This is a genomic window from Rathayibacter sp. AY1C7, from assembly GCF_002931865.1.
Classification (GTDB): Bacteria; Actinomycetota; Actinomycetes; order Actinomycetales; family Microbacteriaceae; genus Rathayibacter.
In genome coordinates this window covers 52,797-75,801 of sequence record NZ_PSWB01000015.1, presented here as the reverse complement: position 1 = coordinate 75,801, position 23,005 = coordinate 52,797, and the positions used below count along the sequence as shown (strand labels likewise).

Genomic DNA, 23,005 nt, shown 5'->3' with positions numbered 1-23,005 from the left:
CCCATGGCCAACAACCTCGGCATCATCGACCCGCCCATCGACGAGCTCCTCTCGAAGGTCGACTCCAAGTACGCGCTGGTGATCTTCGCCTCCAAGCGCGCCCGCCAGATCAACGACTACTACGCCGACCTCCACGAGGGCAGCCTGTTCGACAACGTCGGCCCGCTGGTCGACTCCACCATCGACGACAAGCCCCTCTCGGTCGCACTGCACGAGATCAACGAGGACAAGCTCGTCGCCAAGCCCCTCGCCGAGTAGTCCCCTCCGGGTGGGCTCCTCTCTCGAGGCCGGCCGACGGCTCAAGGTCGTCGTCGGCATCACCGGCGGCATCGCCGCGTACAAGGCCGTCGGAGTCGTCCGCGCGCTGGTCCTCGCGGAGCACGACGTGCACGTCGTCGCGACCGAGGCCGCGCTGCGCTTCGTCGGGAAGCCCACCCTCGAGGCCATCTCGCGGAACCCGGTGCACACCGAGCTCTACGAGGGCGTCGCCGAGGTCCGGCACGTTGCCATCGGCCAGGCCGCCGACCTCATCGTGATCGCGCCCGCGACGGCGCACACGCTCGCCAAGCTCGCCGCCGGCCTCGCCGACGACCTGCTCGGCAACACGGTGCTCGCGAGCACCGCCCCGCTCGTGGTCGCCCCCGCGATGCACACCGAGATGTGGGCGAACGCCGCCACCGTCGCGAACACGGCGGTGCTCCGCTCCCGCGGCGTGCACGTCGTCGGCCCCGCGGTCGGCCGCCTCACCGGCGCCGACTCGGGCCCCGGCCGCATGGAGGAGCCCGAGACGATCGTGGCGGAGGCCCTCGCCGTCCACGCCCGCTCCGCCTCCGCCCGCCGCGACCTCGCGGGCGTGCGCGTCCTCGTGACCGCCGGCGGCACCCGCGAGCCCCTCGACCCGGTGCGCTTCGTCGGCAACCGCTCCAGCGGCAGGCAGGGCGTCGCGCTCGCGCTGGCCGCCGCGGCCCGGGGCGCGGAGGTCACCCTCCTCGCCGCGAACCTCGACGTGCCGGCGCCGGAGGGCGTCACGGTCCTCCCGGTGGGCACCGCGCTCGAGCTGCGCGAGGCCGCCCTCGCCGCGGCCCCCGGCGCGGACGTCGTGATCATGGCCGCGGCCGTCGCCGACTACCGGCCCGCCTCGGTCGCCGACGCGAAGATCAAGAAGGAGCAGCAGGGCGACCGTCTCGTCCTCGAGCTCGTCAAGAACCCGGACGTCCTCGCCGAGATCTCCGCCTCCCGGCGGGAGGGGCAGATCGTCGTCGGCTTCGCCGCGGAGACCGAGCCGGACCGGGACGCGATGCTCGCCCTCGGCCGCGCCAAGATCGCCCGCAAGGGCTGCGACCTGCTCGTCCTCAACAGGGTGGGCTGGGCCGAGGGTTTCCAGAGCGACAGCAACGCCGTCGTGGTCCTCGATCGGGCCGGCGATATAGTTGGCGAGGCCTCGGGCAGCAAGGCGGAGGTGGCCGATCGCGTCCTCGACGCGGTCGTGCGCTAGCCCCGCCGGTCCGCCCGCCCAGGCGCCGATCGCCTGCCGCCCGGCATCCGCCCGCCAGGCCACTCCCGGTACGAACGACCCCGGTCCGCACGAGCCGGGACGAGAAGAGAAGCATGACCTCCGGTCCCCTCCGCCTGTTCACCTCCGAGTCCGTCACCGAGGGCCACCCGGACAAGATCTGCGACCAGATCTCGGACCGCATCCTCGACGCCCTGCTCCGCGAGGACCCGCGCAGCCGGGTCGCCGTCGAGACGCTGGTCACGACGGGGCTCGTGCACGTCGCGGGCGAGGTCTCCACGAGCGGCTACGTCGAGATCCCCAAGATCGTGCGCGACACGATCGTCGAGATCGGCTACGACTCCTCGGAGAAGGGCTTCGACGGCCGCTCCTGCGGCGTCTCGGTCTCGATCGGCCAGCAGTCGCCCGAGATCGCGGCGGGCGTCGACACGGCGCTCGAGGTCCGCTCCTCCGAGGCGGGCGAGGACGCCTTCGACCGCCAGGGCGCGGGCGACCAGGGCCTGATGTTCGGCTTCGCGACCGACGAGACCCCCGAGTACATGCCGCTGCCGAGCTGGCTCTCGCACCGCCTCGCCGAGCGCCTGGCCGCCGTCCGCAAGTCGGGCGAGCTCGACTACCTCCGACCCGACGGCAAGACCCAGGTCACCATCGGCTACGACGGCACGACGCCGTCCACCATCGACACCGTCGTCCTGTCCACCCAGCACGCCGAGCACGTCAGCACCGAGACGATCCACGCGGACATCGCGGCGCACGTCATCCGCCCCGTCCTCGAGACGGTCGACCTCGACTCCTCCGCCGTGCGCCTGCTGATCAACCCGACGGGCCGCTTCGAGATCGGCGGCCCTCAGGGTGACGCCGGGCTCACCGGCCGCAAGATCATCGTCGACACCTACGGCGGAGCGTCCCGCCACGGCGGCGGCGCGTTCTCGGGCAAGGACCCGTCGAAGGTGGACCGCTCGGCCGCCTACGCCATGCGGTGGGTCGCCAAGAACGCGGTCGCCGCGGGGCTCGCCTCGCGGCTGGAGGTGCAGGTCGCCTACGCCATCGGCAAGGCGGCCCCGGTCGGCCTCTACGTCGAGACCTTCGGCACCGGCACCGTCTCCGACGAGACGATCACCGAGGCGATCCGCTCGGTCTTCGACCTGCGCCCGGCCGCGATCATCCACGCACTCGACCTGCTCCGCCCGATCTACGCGCAGACCGCGGCCTACGGCCACTTCGGCCGGGAGCTCCCCGACTTCACCTGGGAGCGCCTCGACCGGGTCGACGACCTGCGCTCCGCCGCGGGCCTCTCGTAGCGGGCGCGGCGGCGATGGCGACGAGCGGAGCCGTCGCGCGCGTGCTCCTGGACTCGCCCCTCCCGCAGCTCGACCGGCTCCTGGACTACGCGGTGCCGGAGGCGCTGCGCGGCGAGGTGGTCCCCGGCGTGCGCGTGCGGGTGCCGTTGCGGACCGGAGGCCGGATCGCCGACGCGTTCGTCGTCGAGACGGGGGAGGGGACCGAGCACGCCGGAGCGCTCAGCGGCATCGAGGAGCTGGTCTCGCCGCTCGTCGTGCTGACCCCGGAGGTCTGGGCCCTCGCCCGCCGGGTGGCCGACCGCGCCTCCGGAGGCGCGAGCGACGTGCTGCGCCTGGCCGTGCCGCGCCGCCACGTCCGCGTCGAGAAGGCGCGACTCGCCGCGGGTCCCGCTCCTGCGGCGCCCGCGGTCGAGGCGGGCGGCGTGACGGGCTACCCCGCCGCCTCCTTCGCGGGACTCGCCGAAGGGGCCCGGTTGGCGGTCGGCGCCGTGCCGGCTCCCGTGAGGCTCGACTCGGGCGCGTGGGTCGGCGGCTGGGCCGTCACGCTCGCCGAGCTCGCCCGGGACACGCTCGCCGCGGGCCGCGACGCGATCCTGGCGGTCCCCGACTACCGCGACCAGGAGCAGCTGGAGCTCGCTCTCGCCGCCCTCGTCCCCGCGGAGGCGGTGGTGCGCCTCGATGCGCGGCAGAAGGGCGCCGAGCGCTACTCCGCCTTCGTCCGCTGCCTCGATCCCGGGCCGCGGGTCGTCGTCGGCAACCGCTCCGTCCTCTACGCGCCCTCCTCCGCCCTCGGCCTGATCGCGCTCTGGGACGACGGCGATCCGCTCTTCGCCGAGCCGCTCGCGCCCTACGCGCACGCCCGCGACGTCGCCCTGGTGCGGCAGGAGCAGAGCGGCGCCGGCCTCGTCCTGCTCGGCAACACGCGCACGGTCGAGGTCGAGCGGCTCGTCGAGATCGGCTTCGCGACCGAGGTGGAGCCGCGGCCGAGCCGCCGCCCGCACGTCGTGCCGACCGCCCAGCAGTGGGCGGCCGACGAGCACGACGCGGCAGCGCGCATCCCCTCCTCCGCCTGGCGGGAGGCGCGGAAGGCCCTCGACTCCGGTCCCGTGCTCGTCCAGGTCGCGCGCCCCGGCTACGCGCCGGTGGTCGCCTGCGCCCGCTGCCGGACCGTCGCACGCTGCAACCGCTGCCAGGGTCCGCTCGGCGTGCACTCCGAGGGCGGGCGGCCGAGCTGCGGCTGGTGCGGCCTGATCGCGGCCGACTGGACCTGCTCCGTCTGCGAGGCGACGGCTCTGCGCCTCGTCTCCCTCGGCGCGGGCCGCACCGCGGAGGAGCTCGGACGCGCCTTCCCGGGTGCCAAGGTGATCGTCGCCGACGGGCAGCGCCCCGTGCTCACCCTCCCCGACGAGCCCGCGCTCGTCGTGGCCACGCGCGGGGCGGAGCCGCGGGCCGACGGCGGCTACCACGCCGTCCTGCTGCTGGACGGCGAGCGGATGCTGGCCCGCGAGAGCCTGCGGGTCGCCGACGACGCGCTCCGCACCTGGTCGAACGCCGCGGCGCTGGCCCGCCCGGGCGCGCCGGTCCTCCTGGTCGGGGTCGGCGGCCGGCTCGCGACCGCCCTGGCGACCTGGCGGCAGGCCGAGTACCTCCGGGCCGAGCTCCAGGAGCGGCGCGCTCTGCGCTTCCCGCCCGCGGTGCGCCTGGCCACGGTGAGCGGCGACGCGCACGCGGTGGAGGAGGCGCTCGACGCGCTCGACGAGGACGACCGGCACGAGGTCCTCGGTCCTGTCGGGCTCGAGGACGGCTCCGTCCGGGCGATCGTCCGGTTCGACTACGCTCGCGGTGCGGATGTGGCCGCGCGCCTCCGCTCCGCCGTGATCCGCAACGCCACGCGCCGTCGTCGCCCGCCGACCACGCCCGGCCGCTTCCGGCCGGCCCCCCGGCTCCGGGTCCGTCTCGACGACCCCGACATCCTCTGACTCCCCAGGAGACCCCCGTGCGCCTCGTCTTCGCCGGCACGCCCGCCGCCGCCGTTCCGACCCTCCGCGACCTCGCCGCCTCCGCGCACGAGGTCGTCGCCGTGGTCACCCGGGAGGACGCCCCGGTGGGCCGCAAGCGCGTGCTCACCCCCTCGCCGGTCGCCGTCGCGGCCGAGGAGCTGGGGATCCCGGTGATCCGGGCGAACCGCCTCGACGAGGACGTGACCGACCGGATCGCGGAGCTCGCCCCCGACCTCGGCGTGATCGTGGCCTACGGCGGCCTCGTCCGGCAGCGCCTGCTGGCGGTGCCGCGCCTGGGCTGGATCAACCTGCACTTCTCCCTGCTGCCGCGCTGGCGCGGGGCGGCTCCCGTCCAGCGGGCGCTGATGGCGGGCGACACGCGGATCGGCGCGAGCGTCTTCCAGCTGGTCGCCGAGCTCGACGCCGGTGACGTGTACGCCGAGCTCGCCGTCGACGCGGGGGAGCGCACCGCGGGCGAGCTGCTGACGGAGCTGGCCGGGAGCGGCGCCGGCCTCACCCTCGGCGTGGTCGACGCGCTGGAGGAGGGCACGGCCGTCGCGACTCCGCAGGCCGGAGAGGCGACCCCCGCTCCCAAGCTCGACGCCGCCGACGGCCGGATCGACTGGAGCCTCCCGACCGCGCGGGTCCTCGCGCTCGTGCGCGGAACGACTCCCGAGCCCGGAGCCTCGACCGCGGTGGGGGACGCGCGCCTCAAGGTGCTCGCGGTCCGCGCGGCCGAGGGGGACCTCGCTCCCGGCGTCGTCCGCCTCGACTCGGGGCGCGCCCTCGTCGGCACCGCGGACGGAGCGGTCGAGCTGGTCACCGTCCAGCCCGCCGGCAGGACCCCGATGGCCGGCGCCGCCTGGGCCCGCGGCCTGCGCGAGAGCACGGTGCTCGCATGAGCGCCCGTCGCGAGGCCGCTCCCGCCCGCCGGGTCGCCTACGACGTCCTGCTCGCGGTGAGCGGGTCGGACGCCTACGCCAACCTGGTCCTGCCCGCGCGGATCAGCGCCGCCGGCCTCTCGCCCGCCGACGCGGGACTGGCCACCGAGCTCTGCTACGGCACTCTGCGGATGTCCGGCTACTACGACCGCGTGATCGCCCTCGCGGCCGGCCGGTCCGTCGAGAGCATCGATGCGCCCGTGCTCGACGCGCTGCGCCTGGGCGTGCACCAGCTGCTCGCGACCCGCGTGGCCCCGCACGCCGCGGTGAACGAGAGCGTCGCGCTCGTCGCGGCCGGCTCCTCGCGGGGAGCGGTGGCCTTCGCCAACGCCGTGCTGCGCGCGGTCTCGCGCTCGAGCGCCGGCGAGTGGCGCGAGCGGGTCTCCGCGGCCGCGGTCTCCGGGGACGACCGGATCGCCGCGCTGAGCTCCCACCCCGTGTGGATCGTGCGCGCCCTGCGACGGGCGCTGGCGGCGGAGGGGGCGGCCGACGAGCTCGACGCGCTGCTCGCCGCCGACAACGCGGCTCCGCGGGTGAACCTGGTGGCTCTGCCGGGTCTGGCGTCTCCCGGCGAGATCGCCGACGCCGAACCCGACCGGTTCTCGCCGGTCGGCATGACCAGCACCGGCGGCGACCCGGAGGCGTTCCCCGCGGTGCACGAGGGCCGCGTGCGCGTGCAGGACGAGGGCTCCCAGCTCGCCGCTCTGGCGCTCTCCCGAGCACGGCCGGTCCGCCCGGGCGAGCGCTGGCTCGACCTGTGCGCGGGACCCGGCGGCAAGGCGGCGCTGCTCGCGGCGGAGGCGCGCGCAGGCGGGGCGGCGCTGCTCGCCAACGAGGTGGTCCCGGGCCGCGCGGGCCTGGTGCGGCAGGCGCTGGCCGCCGTCGACCCGTCGGTCGAGGTGCGCACCGGCGACGGGCGCGACCTGGGCGACGAGCAGCCGGGCTCGTTCGACCGCATCCTCCTCGACGCGCCGTGCACCGGTCTCGGTGCGCTGCGGCGTCGGCCCGAGGCGCGCTGGCGCAAGTCCGCGGCCGACGTGGAGCCGCTGGCCGCCCTCCAGGGCGAGCTGCTCGACTCCGCGGTCCGGGCTCTCGCTCCCGACGGGCTGCTGGCGTACGTGACCTGCTCGCCGCACCTCGGCGAGACCCGGCGCGTGCTCGCCCTCGCGCAGGAGCGGCACGAGCTCGAGCTCGTCGACACGCCGGCCGTGCTGCGCGCGGTGACGGCGGACCCGCTCCCGCTGCCGGACGGCCCCCTCCACGTGCAGCTCTGGCCGCACCGGCACGGCACCGACGCCATGTTCGTCCAGCTCCTCCGCCGCCGCCGGCCCCTCGAGGCGGCGTCCGGAGACGCCTGACCCCTCCGGAGCGGGAGCGTGCTCGGCCGGCGGACGCCGAGGACGCTCCGATCTAGGCTGGACGCATGCCCGCACGGATCAACCCCAGCATCCTCTCCGCCGACTTCGTGAACTTCGAGGCCGAGCTGCAGCGCATCGCCGGAGCCGACCTCGTGCACGTCGACGTGATGGACAACCACTTCGTGCCGAACCTCACCTTCGGGCTGACCATGGTCCAGCGCCTCCAGGACGTCTCGCCCCGCCCGCTCGACCTGCACCTGATGATCGACGACCCCGACCGGTGGGCCCCCGACTACGCCGAGACCGGCGCCTTCTCCGTGACCTTCCACGCCGAGGCCGCGCGCGACGCCGTGGCCCTGGCGCGGCGCCTGCGCGAGATCGGCTCGCGGGCGGGGATCGCGCTCAAGCCGGGCACGATGGTGGACGACTACCTCGACCTCCTGCCCGAGTTCGACCAGGTCCTCGTGATGACGGTCGAGCCCGGCTTCGGGGGCCAGTCATTCATGGAGGAGACGATGCCCAAGCTGCGCACCCTCCGGAACGTGGTGGACCGCACCGGGCTCGACGTCTGGCTCCAGGTCGACGGCGGGATCGCTCCCGGCACGATCGAGATCGCAGCGGAGGCGGGAGCCGACACCTTCGTCGCGGGCTCCGCGGTCTTCGGCGCGGACGACCCGGAGGCCGCGATCGCGTCGCTGCGCGAGACGGCGACCGCTCACCTGCACCGGCACTGAGGCGGCCCGCGCCCGGCCGCCGTATAGACTTCCCCGGTGAAAACTTTCGACGACCTCTTCGCTGAGCTGGGCGAGAAGGCCGCCGCCCGTCCCGAGGGTTCGGGCACCGTCCGCGAGCTCGACGCCGGCGTGCACTTCATCGGCAAGAAGATCGTCGAGGAGGCCGCCGAGGTGTGGATGGCCGCCGAGTACGAGGGCGACGAGCGCACCGCCGAGGAGATCTCGCAGCTGCTCTACCACCTGCAGGTGCTCATGCTCGCCAAGGGACTGACGACGGCCGACGTCTACCGGCATCTGTGAGCCCCGCCCCGCTCGCCGGGGTGCGCCTCCGCTCCGCGCCGTCGCGCCCGCACGCTCCCCGAGGAGCATTGCCGCCCCCTGAACAGCCGTCGAGTCATGAAGGACGTCCCGTGACCACCACCCCCGCCCCGGCGCTCCTGCGCGTCGCCGTCCCCAACAAGGGCTCCCTCTCGGAGACCGCCGGTCAGATGCTCGCGGAGGCCGGCTACACCGGCCGCCGCGACCCGAAGGAGCTGCACGTCGTCGACGAGCGCAACGGGGTGGAGTTCTTCTACCTGCGCCCGCGCGACATCGCCACCTACGTCGGCTCCGGCGCTCTCGACGTCGGGGTCACCGGCCGCGACCTCCTGATCGACTCCGGCTCCGAGGCGCGCGAGATCGCGAGCCTCGGCTTCGCGAACTCCACCTTCCGCTTCGCCGGGCCCGCCGGCCGCTACGACGAGCTCGCGCAGATCGACGGCCTCCGCGTGGCGACCAGCTACCCGGGCCTCGTGGGCCGCTTCCTCCGGGAGCACGGCGTCGAGGTGACGCTGATCCGCCTCGACGGCGCGGTCGAGTCCGCGATCCAGCTCGGCGTCGCCGACGTCATCGCCGATGTCGTCGAGACCGGCACCACGCTCCGCAAGGCCGGCCTCGAGATCTTCGGGCCGGTCATCCTGGACTCGACCGCCGTCCTGGTCTCCGCCGCGGGGGAGCCCGAGGGCATCCCGGTGCTGCTGCGCCGCCTGCAGGGCGTGCTGGTCGCCCGCGAGTACGTGCTGCTCGACTACGACTGCCCCGTCGCGCTCCTGGAGAGCGCCACGGCGATCGCCCCGGGCTTCGAGTCGCCGACGGTCTCGCCGCTGCACGACGCCGAGTGGGTGGCCGTCCGCGTGATGGTGCCGCGCTCGGACATGAACCAGGTGATGGACCGCCTGTACGACCTGGGCGCCCGCGCGATCCTGGTCACCTCCATCCACGCCGCGCGCCTGTAGAGGGGGAGCCGATGAGTCTCGCCGTCCGCGTCATCCCCTGCCTCGACGTCGCCGCCGGCCGCGTCGTGAAGGGCGTCAACTTCCAGAACCTGCGCGATGCGGGCGACCCCGTCGAGCTCGCCCGCCTCTACTTCGAGCAGGGCGCCGACGAGCTGACCTTCCTCGACGTCACCGCCACGGTCGACGACCGCTCGACCACCTACGACGTGGTGCGGGCGACCGCCGAGCAGGTCTTCATCCCGCTCACGGTCGGCGGAGGCGTGCGCAGCGCCGAGGACGTCTCGCGACTGCTCGCGCACGGCGCCGACAAGGTGGGCGTCAACTCCGCCGCGATCGCCCGGCCCGAGCTCCTCGGCGAGATCGCCGACGTCTTCGGCGCGCAGGTGCTCGTGCTCTCGCTCGACGTCAAGCGGAGCGACGCCACGCCGTCCGGCTTCGTCGTCACCACTCACGGCGGACGCCGCGAGACCGAGCTCGACGCCCTGGCCTGGGCGGCCGAGGCCGTCGAGCGCGGCGCCGGGGAGCTGCTGGTCAACTCCATCGACGCCGACGGCACCAAGCAGGGCTTCGACCTCGAGCTGATCGCCGCGATGCGCGAGCTGAGCTCCGTGCCCGTCATCGCCTCTGGAGGCGCCGGCGCCGTCGAGCACTTCGCTCCGGCCGTCGACGCGGGGGCCGACGCCGTGCTCGCCGCCTCCGTCTTCCACAATCGCGAGCTGACGATCGGCGACGTCAAGCGCTCGCTCGCGGCCTCCGGGATCGAGATCCGATGACCCCCGCCGAGCTCGACGCCGTCCTGGACCGCGCCGCCTTCGATCCGACCGGGCTCCTGCCCGCGATCATCCAGCAGCACGACACCCGCGAGGTGCTCATGATGGGCTGGATGGACCGCGAGGCTCTCCGGCGGACCCTCACCGAGGGCCGCGTCACCTTCTGGTCGCGCTCGCGTCAGGAGTACTGGCGCAAGGGCGACACGTCCGGTCACGCGCAGTACGTGCGGGGTGCCGCCCTCGACTGCGACGCCGACACCCTGCTGGTCCAGGTCGAGCAGATCGGCGCCGCCTGCCACACGGGCGAGCACGCCTGCTTCGACGTCGACCCCCTCGTGCCGTTCACCGGCCTCGGCCCGGTGGAGTGAGCATGAGCGGACGGCGGCTGAAGTACACGGCGATCCTCGGGGTCGTGCTCCTCGCCGCGCTCGAGCTGACCTCCTCCACCCAGACCTGGTCCACGCTGAACCTGGCGGCGATCGAGGGGGAGGGCCAGCGGATCGACGTGGCCGGGACCGTCGCCGCGCCCGCGCTCTCCGCCCTGGCGCTCGCGGGCCTCGCCCTCGCCGCGGCCCTCGCCATCGCCGGCCCCGTCTTCCGGATCGTGCTCGGTGTGCTCCAGGCCGTCCTCGGCGCCTCGGTGGTGCTCGCGGCCGCGACGGCACTGGGCGACCCCGTGCGCGCCGGCGCCTCGCTGGTCACGGAGGCGACCGCCATCGCGGGGGAGCAGTCCGTCGCCGCGCTCGTGGCCTCGTCCTCCGCGACGGCCTGGCCCGTCGTCGCCCTGGTCTGCGGCGTGCTCACCGCGCTGCTCGGGATCGGCGTCCTCGCGACCTCGCGCCGCTGGCCGGGAGCGGCGCGGAAGCGCGCGTCCCGCTTCGAGCCCGCCGACGGCTACGGCCACGGCGCGTCGACCGTGCAGACGGACGACGGCGACATCGATCCGGTCGTCTCGTGGGACGAGCTCTCGCGCGGCGACGACCCCACCTCGGGCCGCTGACACCGGCCGGGGACGTGTCCGGCGGTCCGGCATCCCCGCCTCCTGCAGGCGACTGCGCAGGCGAGTCCGGGGCCGGGCGCTCAGGCGCCTCACGCTAGACTGCTCTGGTCCCGATGCACCCCCAGGAGGAGACCCATGAGCACCGAGCACGACGACGACAACCACGGCCACTCGCCCGCAGCGTGGACGGCCGTCGTCATCATGCTGGTCGGATTCACGATCGGCACGATCGCGTTCTGGTTCGACGTGCCCCTGGTGGTCTGGCTCTCGGCCGGCCTGGTCGTGGTGGGTCTGCTCGTGGGCATGGGCATGGCCAAGGCGGGCTACGGCGTCAACGGCGCGAAGGCGAACCCGAAGGCGCGCGCCTAGGTGCTCGCCGACCTCACCGCCGGAGCCCTGGCCGACGCGGCCCGGCGCCGCGAGAGCGCCCCGCTCGAAGCCGTCGAGCGCCGCGCGCTCGCCCAGGCGCCCGCCCTCGACGCCCTGGCCGCTCTGGCCCCCGCCGAGCGCGTCAGGATCATCGCCGAGGTGAAGCGCGCCAGCCCGTCGCGCGGAGCCCTCGCCGACATCCCCGTCCCCGCCGAGCTGGCCGGGCAGTACGAGCTCGGGGGAGCGAGCGCGATCAGCGTCCTCACCGAGGAGCGCCGCTTCAAGGGGTCCCTCGCGGACCTCGAGGCGGTCCGCGAGCGCGTGTCGATCCCCGTCCTGCGCAAGGACTTCGTCGCCGAGCCGTACCAGGTCCTCGAGGCCCGCGCGGCCGGAGCCGACCTGGTCCTCCTCATCGTCGCCGCGCTCGAGCAGCCCCTGCTCGCCGAGCTGCACGCCCTCGTCCTCGAGCTGGGGATGACCCCGCTCGTCGAGACGCACTCGGCCGACGAGCTCGAGCGGGCCGCCGACCTCGGCGCGCGGCTCATCGGCGTGAACGCCCGCGACCTCTCCACCTTCCAGCTCGACCGCGACCTCTTCGGCCGCCTCTCCGAGCGCTTCCCCGACGACGCGGTGAAGGTGGCCGAATCGGCCGTCCTCACCGCCGACGACGTCGCGCACTACCGCGGCTCCGGAGCCGACGTCGTCCTCGTGGGCGAGGCTCTCGTCACCGGCGGCGACCCCGTCTCCACCCTCGCCGGCTTCCTGGCGCACTGACCACACCGATAGGCGGTACCCCCATGGCACTCCGGGATGAACTCGGCCCCTACTTCGGCGAGTTCGGCGGACGCTACGTCCCCGAGTCCCTCGTCGAGGCCCTCGACGAGCTGAGCGCCGAGTACGAGCGCACGAAGGTCGATCCCGCGTTCGCGGCCGAGCTGATGGAGCTGCACCGCAGCTACACCGGCCGTCCGTCGATCATCACCGAGGTGCCGCGGTTCGCCGAGCACGCCGGCGGAGCACGGATCATCCTCAAGCGCGAGGACCTCAACCACACCGGCTCGCACAAGATCAACAACGTGCTGGGCCAGGCGCTGCTCACCAAGCGGATCGGCAAGACCCGCGTCATCGCCGAGACGGGAGCGGGCCAGCACGGCGTCGCGACCGCCACGGCCGCCGCCCTGTTCGGCCTCGACTGCGTGGTCTACATGGGCGAGGTCGACACCGAGCGCCAGGCCCTCAACGTCGCCCGCATGCGCCTGCTCGGCGCCGAGGTGATCCCTGTGACGACCGGCTCGCGCACCCTCAAGGACGCGATCAACGACGCGATGCGCGACTGGGTGACGAACGTGGGCACCACGAACTACATCTTCGGCACCGTCGCGGGCCCGCACCCGTTCCCGGCCCTCGTCCGGGACTTCCAGAAGATCATCGGCGAGGAGGCGCGCGAGCAGGTCCTCGAGCTCACCGGCTCGCTGCCCACCGCGGTCACCGCCTGCGTCGGCGGCGGCTCCAACGCGATGGGGATCTTCCACGCCTTCCTCGACGACCCCGAGGTCCGCCTCGTCGGCTTCGAGGCCGGCGGCGACGGGATCGAGACCCCCCGCCACGCGGCGACCATCAGCAAGGGCCGCCCCGGCGTCCTGCACGGCGCCCGCAGCTTCCTCCTCCAGGACGAGGACGGCCAGACCGTCGAGTCGCACTCGATCTCGGCCGGCCTCGACTACCCGGGCATCGGCCCGGAGCACGCGTGGCTCTCGAGCATCGGCCGCGCCGACTACCGCGCGGTCACCGACTCGGCCGCGATGGACGCGCTCATGCTGCTCAGCCGCACCGAGGGGATCATCCCGGCGATCGAGTCCGCGCACGCGCTGGCCGGCACGCTGGAGCTCGGGCGCGAGCTCGGCTCCGAGGCCACCATCCTGGTCAACCTCTCGGGCCGCGGCGACAAGGACATGACGACCGCTGCGCACTACTTCGGCCTCATGGACCAGGGCGCGGTGCAGTCGTGAGCGGCCGCGGACCGAGCGTCGCCGAGACCGTCCGGCGCCGGAACGAGGAGGCGGCGGGCGCCCTGATCGGCTACCTCCCCGTCGGCTTCCCCGACCTGCCGACCAGCATCGACGCCGCCGTGGCCATGGCCGAGAACGGCGTCGACGCGATCGAGCTGGGCCTGCCCTACTCCGATCCGGTGATGGACGGACCCGTCATCCAGGAGGCGACCCAGGCCGCCATCGCGGGGGGCTTCCGCCTCCGCCACGGCTTCGAGGCCGTCCGCGAGATCCGGGCGCGCGTCGACGTGCCGGTCCTGGTGATGACCTACTACAACCCCGTCCTGCAGTACGGGGTCGAGCGCTTCGCCACCGATCTGGCCGAGGCCGGCGGGTCCGGCCTCATCACGCCCGACCTGATCCCGGACGAGGGCGCTGAGTGGCTCGCCGTCTCCGAGCGGCTCGGACTCGACCGCGTGTTCCTCGCGGCACCGTCCTCGACGGACACGCGCCTGCGCCAGGCCGTCGACTCGAGCCGTGGATTCGTCTACGCGGTGTCGACGATGGGCATCACCGGCGCGCGCACCGATGTCGACTCCGCGGCCCGCACCCTGGTCGACCGCCTCCGCGCCGCCGGCTCCGAGAGCGCGTGCGTCGGCCTGGGCATCTCGACCGGCGAGCAGGTCGCCGAGATCCTCGCCTACGCGGACGGCGCCATCGTCGGATCCGCCCTGGTGCGGGCGCTGGCGTCCGGAGGGGTCGACGCGGTCGCCGAGACCTCCCGCGGCCTCGCCGAGGGCACCCGCCTGCGCTCCGCGCGCTGACACCCTCCCGCTACAATCGGGATGCCCACCGGGGCGCGGCCGAGCCGCGCCCGGGGGACCCCCTCCTTCGAAAGGTCGAGTACCGGTGTCCGTACCGCTGAGCATTCCGAGCCCCCCCGACGCGTGGAGTCAGTACGACCTCACGATCGGCACCTTCACGCTCGCGATCCACACCTACGCGCTCTGCATCCTCGCGGGGATTATCGTGGCGACGATCATGACGAACCAGCGCCTCAAGCGCCGCGGCGCGGAGCCGTGGGTCGTGCTCGACATCATCATCTGGGCGGTGCCGCTCGGCATCGTCGGCGCCCGCGCCTACCACGTGCTCACCCACCCCGGCGACTACTTCTACGACGGCGCCGACCCGTGGGAGGTCGTCCGCATCTGGAACGGCGGCAACGCCATCTTCGGCGGGCTCATCGGAGGCGCGGTCGGCGCGTTCATCGGCTGCCGCTGGACAGGAGTGCGCTTCTGGACCTTCGCCGACGCCCTCGCCCCCGGCATGCTCGCCGCTCAGGCGCTCGGGCGCCTGGGCAACTGGTTCAACCACGAGCTCTTCGGCCTGCCCACGACCCTGCCCTGGGGCCTCGAGATCGAGACCACCAACCCGGCCTTCCCCGTCGGCCTCCCGGCGGGCACGCTCTTCCACCCGACCTTCCTCTACGAGATCCTCTGGAACGTCGTCGGCATCGCGGTCATCCTCCTGCTCGAGCGCCGTCTCAAGCTGCAGTGGGGCACCGTCTTCGCCGCCTACCTGATCTGGTACGGGATCGGCCGCGTCTGGTTCGAGTCCATCCGGATCGACCCGAGCGAGTTCTTCTGGGGCATCCGCACCAACGTCTGGGCCGCGCTCATCGCCGTGGTCATCGGCCTGGTCCTCGTGGTGATCCAGAAGCGCGAGCACCCGGGCGCCGAGCCCTCGGCCTACCGGCCGGGTCGCGAGTGGACGCCCGCCCCGGCTGCGGTAGAATTCGAGGACGTCGAGTCCGACTCCGACGACACCACCACCCCTGCTTCCGGCACCGACGCCGAGAAGCCGACGGTCTCCCGCACCTGACGGAGGTCGCGGAGCCTCCGCGACCGCCTCCCGGGTGCCCGACACCTCCACGACCGCCCCATCGCGGCGCAGCCACGAGCGCTGCCGCGGGCGGGTCGTCGTGCAGGCACCGCCGGCGGCGCGCGACGCTCGCGCCACGGCAGAACCCTGCGGCCCTCCCGATCGGGGAGCCGCTCCTCCTCCACCACCGCGGGCCAGCGACGTCCCGATCAGCCATCACCCCCGTGAGGACGGTTCCCATGGCCTCCGCCCAGCCCTCGACCCCGGCCCGCGCCGTGCCCTTCCTGGGCATGCCGCCGGCACAGGGGATGTACGACCCGGCCGCCGAGAAGGACGCGTGCGGTCTCGCGATGGTCGCCACCATGCGCGGCACCGCCGGCCACGACATCATCGACGCCGCGCTGAACGCGCTGCGCAACCTCGAGCACCGCGGCGCCGTCGGCTCCGACGCGGGGACGGGCGACGGCGCGGGGATCATCACGCAGATCCCGGACGAGTTCCTCCGCGCGGTCGCTCCCTTCGAGCTCCCGCCGCTGGGCCAGTACGCGGTGGGCAACGCCTTCCTCCCGGTGGACGTGTTCGAGCGCGAGCGGGTCAAGTCGACGATCGCCGACATCGCCCGCGAGGAGAACCTCGCCGTGGTCGGCTGGCGCTCCGTGCCCGTGCAGCCCGACGAGATCGGCACGCTCGCCCGGGCCGCCATGCCGGCGATCGAGCAGCTGTTCATCCGGAGCGAGCTGAACGACGAGAGCGGCACGCCCCTCTCCTCCGTGCGCCTCGACCGCCTGACCTTCCGCCTGCGCAAGCGCGTCGAGCGCGAGCTCGAGGTCTACTTCATGTCGCTCTCGAGCCGCACGCTCGTCTACAAGGGCATGGTGACGACGCTCCAGCTGGAGCCGTTCTACCCGGACCTGTCCGACGAGCGCTTCGCGTCGAAGCTCGCGCTGGTGCACTCCCGGTACTCCACCAACACCTTCCCGTCGTGGCCGCTCGCTCAGCCGTTCCGGATGATCGCGCACAACGGCGAGATCAACACGGTGCAGGGCAACCGCAACTGGATGCGCGCGCGCCAGTCGCAGCTGAAGAGCCGCGAGCTGGGCGACCTGGCCCCGCTGTTCCCGATCGTCTCGCCCGGCCGCAGCGACTCCGCCTCGTTCGACGAGACCGTCGAGCTGCTCAACCTGGCCGGCCGGTCGCTCCCGCACGCGGTCATGATGATGGTGCCGGAGGCCTGGGAGAACCAGGACGGCGCGCTCGACCCGAAGCGCCGCGCGTTCTACGAGTACCACTCGATGCTCATGGAGCCGTGGGACGGCCCGGCCGCGATCGTCTTCACCGACGGCGAGCTCGTCGGCGCCACCCTCGACCGCAACGGGCTCCGCCCCGGCCGCTACGTCGTGACCGACGACGGGCTCGTGGTGCTCGCCAGCGAGATCGGCGTGCTCGACATCGACCCCGCGAAGGTGGTCCGCAAGGGACGCCTGCAGCCCGGCCGCATGTTCCTGGTCGACACCGAGCAGGGCCGCATCGTCGAGGACGAGGAGATCAAGGGGCAGCTCGCCGCCTCCGGTCCGTTCGAGGAGTGGCTCGAGAAGGGCCGCATCAACCTCAAGGACCTCCCCGAGCGCGAGCACATCGTGCACACGCCCGCCTCGGTCAACCGCCGCCAGCGCACCTTCGGCTACACCGAGGAGGAGGTCCGCCTCCTCCTGCTGCCGATGGCGCGCGCCGGTGCGGAGCCGCTCGGAGCGATGGGCTCGGACACCCCCGTGGCCGTCCTGTCCAAGCGCCCCCGCCTGCTCTTCGACTACTTCACGCAGGCCTTCGCGCAGGTGACGAACCCGCCGCTGGACTCGATCCGCGAGGAGGTCGTGACCTCGCTCCGCCTAGGCCTCGGCCCCGAGCGCAACCTGCTGACCGCCGGTGCCGAGCACGCGCGCCAGGTCGTCCTCGACTTCCCGGTCATCGACAACGACGAGCTCGCGAAGATCCAGCACATCGCGCCGCGCCCGCTGAGCCACATCACCACGACGATCCGCGGCCTGTACCGCGTCGACGCGGGACCCCGCGCGATGCAGGACCGCATCGACGAGATGTGCGACGAGGCCGACGAGGCCATCGCCGCGGGAGCGCAGTTCCTGGTGCTCTCGGACCGCGACTCCACCAAGGACCTCGCGCCGATCCCCTCGCTGCTGATGCTCGCCGCCGTGCACCACCACCTCATCCGCACCGAGAACCGGATGCGAGTGGGGCTCGTGGTCGAGGCGGGCGACGTCCGCGAGGTGCACCACGTGGCGACGCTCATCGGCTACGGCGCCTCCGCGGTCAACCCGTACCTGGCGATGGAGACCTGCGAGGACCTCGTCCGCAGCGGCATGCTGTCGGACGTCTCGCCGGAGAAGGCCGTGAAGAACGTGATCAAGGCGCTCGGCAAGGGCGTGCTGAAGATCATGTCCAAGATGGGCATCTCCACCGTGTCGAGCTACGCCGGGGCGCAGACCTTCGAGGCCGTCGGCCTCAGCCAGGCGTTCGTCGACCAGTACTTCACCGGCACCGTCTCGAAGCTCGGCGGCATCGGCATCGACGTCGTCGCCGAGGAGAACGCCGCGCGTCACCGCGCCGCGTACCCCGAGGACGGCGCGATCGTCGCGCATGAGCGCCTGGCGGTCGGCGGCGAGTACCAGTGGCGCCGCGACGGCGCCCCGCACCTGTTCAACCCGGACACGGTGTTCCGCCTGCAGCACTCGACGCGCAACCGCCGCTACGACGTCTTCCGCGAGTACACGAAGATGGTCGACGACCAGGCGAGCTCGCTGATGACCCTCCGCGGCATGTTCAAGCTCGACACCGCGGGGCGCACGCCGATCCCGATCGACGAGGTCGAGCCGGTCGAGGCGATCGTGAAGCGCTTCTCGACGGGCGCGATGAGCTACGGCTCCATCTCGCCGGAGGCGCACGAGACGCTCGCCATCGCGATGAACCGCCTCGGCGCCAAGTCGAACACGGGCGAGGGCGGCGAGGACACCGAGCGGCTGCTCGACCCGGAGCGCCGCTCCGCGATCAAGCAGGTCGCCTCGGGCCGCTTCGGCGTCACGAGCATGTACCTCACCCACGCCGACGACATCCAGATCAAGCTCGCCCAGGGCGCCAAGCCCGGCGAGGGCGGTCAGCTGCCGCCGACGAAGGTGTACCCGTGGATCGCGCGCACCCGGCACGCGACCGCCGGCGTCGGCCTGATCTCGCCGCCGCCGCACCACGACATCTACTCGATCGAGGACCTGAAGCAGCTGATCTTCGACCTCAAGCGGGCGAACCCGTCGGCGCGCATCCACGCGAAGCTGGTCAGCCAGTCGGGCATCGGAGCGGTCGCCGCCGGCACCGCGAAGGCCCTCGCCGACGTGATCCTCGTCTCGGGTCACGACGGCGGCACCGGCGCGAGCCCGGTGAACTCGCTCAAGCACGCGGGCACGCCCTGGGAGCTCGGCCTGGCCGAGACCCAGCAGACGCTGATGCTCAACGGCATGCGCGACCGCGTGGTCGTGCAGGTCGACGGCCAGATGAAGACCGGTCGCGACGTCGTCATCGGCGCGCTGCTCGGAGCCGAGGAGTTCGGCTTCGCGACGGCTCCGCTGATCGTCGAGGGCTGCATCATGATGCGCGTCTGCCACCTCGACACCTGCCCGGTGGGCGTCGCGACGCAGAACCCGGAGCTGCGCCAGCGGTTCTCCGGCAAGCCCGAGTTCGTCGTCAACTTCTTCGAGTTCATCGCCCAGGAGGTGCGCGAGTACCTCGCGCAGCTCGGCTTCCGGAGCGTCGACGAGATCGTCGGACACCGCGAGCTGCTCGACGTCGACCAGGCGATCGAGCACTGGAAGGCGAGCGGGCTCGACCTGACGCCGATCCTCGTCGGACCGGTCTTCACGGCGGAGGAGCCTCGCCGCCACGGCCGCGCGCAGGAGCACGAGCTCGAGCACCACTTCGACAACGAGCTGATCCGCCTCGCGGCGAACGTGCTCGACCACCGCGGCACCGTGCGGATCGAGCGCGAGATCAAGAACACCGAGCGCGCCGTCGGCACCATGCTGGGCCACGAGGTCACCGTCCGATTCGGCGAGAACGGCCTGCCGGCCGACTCCATCGTCGTGTCGCTCCGCGGCTCGGCCGGGCAGTCGCTCGGAGCGTTCCTCCCCGCCGGCATCACGCTGCGGCTCGAGGGCGACTCCAACGACTACGTCGGCAAGGGCCTCTCGGGCGGCCAGATCGTGGTGCGGCCGGACCGCCGCAGCACCTTCGACGCCTCGACGAACGTGATCGCGGGCAATGTGATCGGCTACGGGGCGACCCAGGGCACGATGTTCATCCGCGGGATGGTCGGCGAGCGCTTCCTGGTCCGCAACTCCGGCGCCACCGCGGTGGTCGAGGGAGTGGGCGACCACGCGCTCGAGTACATGACCGGCGGCCTGGCGGTGATCCTCGGCGAGACCGGGCGGAACCTCGGCGCCGGCATGTCGGGCGGCACGGCCTACATCCACGGCCTGCGCCGCGAGCTCGTGAACCGCGACGCGATCGCCTCCGGCGAGCTGACCCTCTCCGAGCTCGGCAGCGCCGACGTGGAGATCCTGCGCGACCTGCTCGAGCGGCACGTCGCGGAGACCGAGTCGACCCTGGCCCAGGGGATGCTCGACGATTTCGACGGAACGGTCTCGCGTTTCGTCAAGGTACTGCCCCGCGACTTCGCCGCGGTGCTCGCGACGCGCGCATCCGCTGTGGAGGAGGGGCTCGACCCCGACGGCGACGTCGTCTGGGGACGGATTCTGGAGGTGACCGGTGGCTGATCCCAAGGGGTTCCTGAAGGTGCAGGACCGGGAGCTGCCCAAGCGGCGTCCCGTGTCCGTCCGCCTGATGGACTGGAAAGAGGTCTACGAGCAGGGCGACTCCGCCGTGCTGCGCCGGCAGGCGGGCCGCTGCATGGACTGCGGCATCCCGTTCTGCCACAAGGGCTGCCCGCTGGGGAACCTGATCCCCGAGTGGAACGACCTGATGTGGCGCGGCGAGGGCCGCCAGGCGATCGAGCGCCTGCACGCGACGAACAACTTCCCGGAGTTCACGGGCCGGCTCTGCCCGGCGCCGTGCGAGTCGTCCTGCGTGCTCGGCATCAATCAGCCCGCCGTCACGATCAAGCAGATCGAGGTCTCGATCATCGATCAGGCCTTCGGCAACGACTGGGTGCAGCCGCACCCGCCGGAGCGCCTGACCGGCAAGACCGTCGCGGTCGTCGGATCCGGCCCGGCGGGGCTCGCCGCCGCTCAGCAGCTCACCCGCGCCGGGCACACCGTCGCGGTCTACGAGCGCGACGACCGCATCGGCGGCCTCCTGCGCTACGGGATCCCGGACTTCAAGATGGAGAAGAAGCACCTCGAGCTGCGCCTGAACCAGATGAAGGCCGAGGGCACCCGGTTCCGCGCGGGCGTCGACATCGGCTCCGACATCACCTGGGACGACCTGCGGGCGCGCTACGACGCGGTCGTGGTCGCCACCGGTGCTCTCGTACCGCGCGACCTGCCGATCCCGGGTCGCGACCTCGACGGCGTGCACTTCGCCATGGAGTACCTCGTGCAGTCGAACCGCGCGATCGCGGGCGACCGCGTCTTCGAGCAGATCTCGGCCGAGGGCAAGCACGTCGTCGTCCTGGGCGGAGGAGACACCGGAGCGGACTGCATCGGCACCGCCCACCGCCAGAAGGCCGCGTCGGTCACGAACCTGGCGATCGGGCAGCAGCCGCCGTCGCAGCGCCCGGACAGCCAGCCCTGGCCGATGGACCCGACCGTGTTCGAGGTCTCGAGCGCCCACGAGGAGGGCGGGGAGCGGATGTTCCTCGCGTCGACCGTGGAGTTCCTCGCGAACGAGGGCGGCGAGGTCCGCGCGGTGCGCGTGGCCGAGACCGAGTACCTCGACGGACGCCGCGTGCCCAAGGCGGGCACCGAGCGCGAGATCCCGGCCGACCTGGTCCTGCTCGCCCTCGGCTTCACCGGCCCGGAGGCGGACCACCTCGGCCGCCAGCTCGACGTCCCCTTCACCGAGCGCGGCAACGTCGCGCGCGGCGACGCCTTCGAGACGACCGTCCCCGGCGTCTTCGTGGCCGGCGACGCCGGGCGCGGCCAGTCCCTGATCGTCTGGGCGATCGCCGAGGGCCGCTCCGTCGCGGCCGAGGTCGACCGCTACCTCGAGGGCACGACCCAGCTGCCGGCGCCGGTCGGCCCCAACGACCGGGGCTTCACGCTCTAGTCCCCGGGACGCGATAGTCTCGGCCCGCCAGCAATCAGCTCACCCTCCCCGCTAACGACGCGCCTCCGGGCGCAGAACAACGGAGCACCCCCTCAATGAGACGAGCGAAAATCGTCGCCACCCTCGGCCCGGCAACGTCGTCGTACGAGACCATTCGTGCGATCATCGACGCCGGCGTGGACGTGGCCCGCATGAACCTCAGTCACGGAAGCTACGACGTCCACGAAGGCATCTACCGCATCGTGCGGAAGGCCGCGGACGACGCCGGGCGCGCGGTCGCGATCCTCGTCGACCTGCAGGGTCCGAAGATCCGCCTCGGCAAGTTCGAGGGCGGCCCGTACGCCCTCGCCGAGGGCGACGTCTTCACCATCACCACCGAGGACGTCCTCGGCACGCGCGAGCTCTCGGGCACCACGTTCAAGGGCCTCCCGGACGACGTGAACCCGGGCGACATGCTCCTCATCGACGACGGCAAGGTCGCTGTCCGCGTCACCGCCGTCGAGGGCCCCCGGGTCGTCACCGAGGTCGTCGTCCCCGGCAACGTCTCGAACAACAAGGGCATCAACCTGCCCGGTGTCGCGGTCAACGTCCCCGCCCTCTCCCAGAAGGACGAGGACGACCTCCGCTGGGCGATCCGCCTCGGCGCCGACATCATCGCCCTCTCCTTCGTGCGCAACGCCAGCGATATCGAGCGCGTGCACGAGATCATGGCGGAGGAGGGCCGCAAGGCGCCCGTCATCGCCAAGATCGAGAAGCCGCAGGCGGTCGACAACCTGCAGGAGATCATCGACGTCTTCGACGGCATCATGGTCGCCCGCGGCGACCTCGGCGTCGAGCTGCCCCTCGAGGCGGTGCCGATCGTGCAGAAGCACGCCGTCGAGCTCGCCCGCCGCTGGGCGAAGCCGGTCATCGTCGCGACCCAGATGCTCGAGTCGATGATCGAGAGCCCCCGCCCCACGCGGGCCGAGGCCTCGGACGTCGCGAACGCCATCCTCGACGGCGCGGACGCGGTCATGCTCTCTGGCGAGACCAGCGTCGGAGCCTGGCCCGTCGTCACCGTGCAGACCATGGCCCGCATCGTCGAGTCCACCGAGGAGCACGGCCTGGAGCGCATCCCCCCGCTGGGCAGCAAGCCCCGCACCCAGGGCGGATCCGTCACGCTGGCCGCCGCCGAGGTCGCGGAGTTCGTCGAGGCGAAGTTCCTCTGCGTGTTCACCGAGTCGGGCGACTCGGTCCGCCGCATGACGCGCTTGCGCCACGGCATCCCGATCATCGGCTTCACCCCCGAGCCCGCCGTCCGCCGCCGCATGGCGCTGAACTGGGGCGTCCAGTCCTTCGTCACGCCGCGCGTCAACCACACCGACGCGATGTTCGCGCAGGTGGACGCGGTGCTGCTCCGCGAGGGCCTCGCCCAGGCGGGCGAGACCGTGGTCGTCGTCTCCGGATCGCCCCCCGGGCGCGCCGGCACGACGAACGACATGCGGGTGCACATCGTCGGCTCGTCCAGCTCGGCCGACAGGGCCGAGAACTGGGACCACTGAGTCCAGCACCGCCGGAGGGCCCGGTCGCGCGAGCGGCCGGGCCCTCAGGC

Annotated in this window: 20 protein-coding genes; all 20 read left to right on the top strand. The window is 73.0% G+C overall.

Features of this window, described 5'->3' with window-relative positions; all coding sequences use genetic code 11:
* The first annotated feature begins 3 nt into the window (after window positions 1-3).
* The 20 genes from rpoZ to pyk all read left to right on the top strand — a co-directional run bounded on the left by rpoZ (window position 4) and on the right by pyk (window position 22,955).
* Window positions 4-258, top strand: coding sequence for a DNA-directed RNA polymerase subunit omega (rpoZ, locus tag C5C69_RS09805; protein WP_104221835.1), 255 nt, complete (start codon window positions 4-6; stop codon window positions 256-258).
* 10 nt (window positions 259-268) lie between these two features.
* A complete protein-coding gene (gene coaBC / locus C5C69_RS09800) occupies window positions 269-1,495 on the top strand; it encodes a bifunctional phosphopantothenoylcysteine decarboxylase/phosphopantothenate--cysteine ligase CoaBC (RefSeq protein ID WP_104257841.1) in 1,227 nt (408 codons plus the stop codon).
* A gap of 113 nt (window positions 1,496-1,608) precedes the next feature.
* The gene (gene metK, locus C5C69_RS09795) at window positions 1,609-2,814 is read left to right on the top strand and encodes a methionine adenosyltransferase (protein ID WP_104257840.1); all 1,206 of its coding nucleotides are present in this window, start codon (window positions 1,609-1,611) and stop codon (window positions 2,812-2,814) included.
* Window positions 2,815-2,828: 14 nt separating this feature from the next.
* The gene (locus tag C5C69_RS09790) at window positions 2,829-4,793 is read left to right on the top strand and encodes a hypothetical protein (RefSeq protein ID WP_104257839.1); all 1,965 of its coding nucleotides are present in this window, start codon (window positions 2,829-2,831) and stop codon (window positions 4,791-4,793) included.
* A 17-nt stretch (window positions 4,794-4,810) separates the two neighbouring features.
* Complete coding sequence (locus C5C69_RS09785) at window positions 4,811-5,716, top strand: methionyl-tRNA formyltransferase (RefSeq protein WP_104257838.1); 906 nt, start codon at window positions 4,811-4,813, stop codon at window positions 5,714-5,716.
* On the top strand, window positions 5,713-7,113 hold the full coding sequence (locus C5C69_RS09780) for an RsmB/NOP family class I SAM-dependent RNA methyltransferase (protein ID WP_104257837.1): 1,401 nt from the start codon (window positions 5,713-5,715) through the stop codon (window positions 7,111-7,113). The genes C5C69_RS09785 and C5C69_RS09780 overlap by 4 nt, the downstream gene beginning before the upstream one ends.
* 65 nt (window positions 7,114-7,178) lie before the next feature.
* Window positions 7,179-7,847, top strand: coding sequence for a ribulose-phosphate 3-epimerase (gene rpe, locus C5C69_RS09775; protein ID WP_104257836.1), 669 nt, complete (start codon window positions 7,179-7,181; stop codon window positions 7,845-7,847).
* 36 nt (window positions 7,848-7,883) lie between these two features.
* Entirely contained in the window at window positions 7,884-8,147 is a 264-nt protein-coding gene (locus C5C69_RS09770) for a phosphoribosyl-ATP diphosphatase (protein WP_055791842.1), read from the top strand.
* Between the two features lie 110 nt (window positions 8,148-8,257).
* A complete protein-coding gene (hisG, locus tag C5C69_RS09765; protein WP_104221851.1) occupies window positions 8,258-9,121 on the top strand; it encodes an ATP phosphoribosyltransferase in 864 nt (287 codons plus the stop codon).
* 11 nt (window positions 9,122-9,132) lie between these two features.
* Window positions 9,133-9,894, top strand: coding sequence for an imidazole glycerol phosphate synthase subunit HisF (gene hisF / locus C5C69_RS09760; RefSeq protein ID WP_104225312.1), 762 nt, complete (start codon window positions 9,133-9,135; stop codon window positions 9,892-9,894).
* On the top strand, window positions 9,891-10,259 hold the full coding sequence (gene hisI / locus C5C69_RS09755) for a phosphoribosyl-AMP cyclohydrolase (protein WP_104237502.1): 369 nt from the start codon (window positions 9,891-9,893) through the stop codon (window positions 10,257-10,259). Before hisF ends, hisI begins: the two co-directional genes overlap by 4 nt.
* A 2-nt stretch (window positions 10,260-10,261) precedes the next feature.
* Window positions 10,262-10,891, top strand: coding sequence for a Trp biosynthesis-associated membrane protein (locus tag C5C69_RS09750; protein ID WP_104257835.1), 630 nt, complete (start codon window positions 10,262-10,264; stop codon window positions 10,889-10,891).
* Between the two features lie 135 nt (window positions 10,892-11,026).
* Window positions 11,027-11,260, top strand: a complete 234-nt coding sequence (locus C5C69_RS09745) for a DUF6704 family protein (RefSeq protein WP_104221860.1) — start codon at window positions 11,027-11,029, stop codon at window positions 11,258-11,260.
* Entirely contained in the window at window positions 11,261-12,034 is a 774-nt protein-coding gene (gene trpC / locus C5C69_RS09740) for an indole-3-glycerol phosphate synthase TrpC (protein ID WP_104221862.1), read from the top strand.
* Between the two features lie 23 nt (window positions 12,035-12,057).
* Entirely contained in the window at window positions 12,058-13,269 is a 1,212-nt protein-coding gene (gene trpB / locus C5C69_RS09735; RefSeq protein WP_104257834.1) for a tryptophan synthase subunit beta, read from the top strand.
* A complete protein-coding gene (gene trpA, locus C5C69_RS09730) occupies window positions 13,266-14,072 on the top strand; it encodes a tryptophan synthase subunit alpha (protein WP_104232657.1) in 807 nt (268 codons plus the stop codon). Before trpB ends, trpA begins: the two co-directional genes overlap by 4 nt.
* An 85-nt stretch (window positions 14,073-14,157) precedes the next feature.
* Window positions 14,158-15,129, top strand: a complete 972-nt coding sequence (gene lgt / locus C5C69_RS09725; protein ID WP_258059820.1) for a prolipoprotein diacylglyceryl transferase — start codon at window positions 14,158-14,160, stop codon at window positions 15,127-15,129.
* A 239-nt stretch (window positions 15,130-15,368) separates the two neighbouring features.
* Window positions 15,369-19,964 carry a glutamate synthase large subunit gene (gltB, locus tag C5C69_RS09720; RefSeq protein WP_104257833.1) on the top strand — a complete coding sequence of 1,532 codons (4,596 nt, stop codon included), beginning with the start codon at window positions 15,369-15,371 and terminating at the stop codon, window positions 19,962-19,964.
* Window positions 19,957-21,414 (top strand): glutamate synthase subunit beta, encoded by a 1,458-nt coding sequence (locus C5C69_RS09715; RefSeq protein WP_104246790.1) that lies wholly within the window; start codon window positions 19,957-19,959, stop codon window positions 21,412-21,414. Before gltB ends, C5C69_RS09715 begins: the two co-directional genes overlap by 8 nt.
* A 95-nt stretch (window positions 21,415-21,509) precedes the next feature.
* A complete protein-coding gene (gene pyk / locus C5C69_RS09710; protein WP_104221869.1) occupies window positions 21,510-22,955 on the top strand; it encodes a pyruvate kinase in 1,446 nt (481 codons plus the stop codon).
* Window positions 22,956-23,005: the final 50 nt, after the last annotated feature.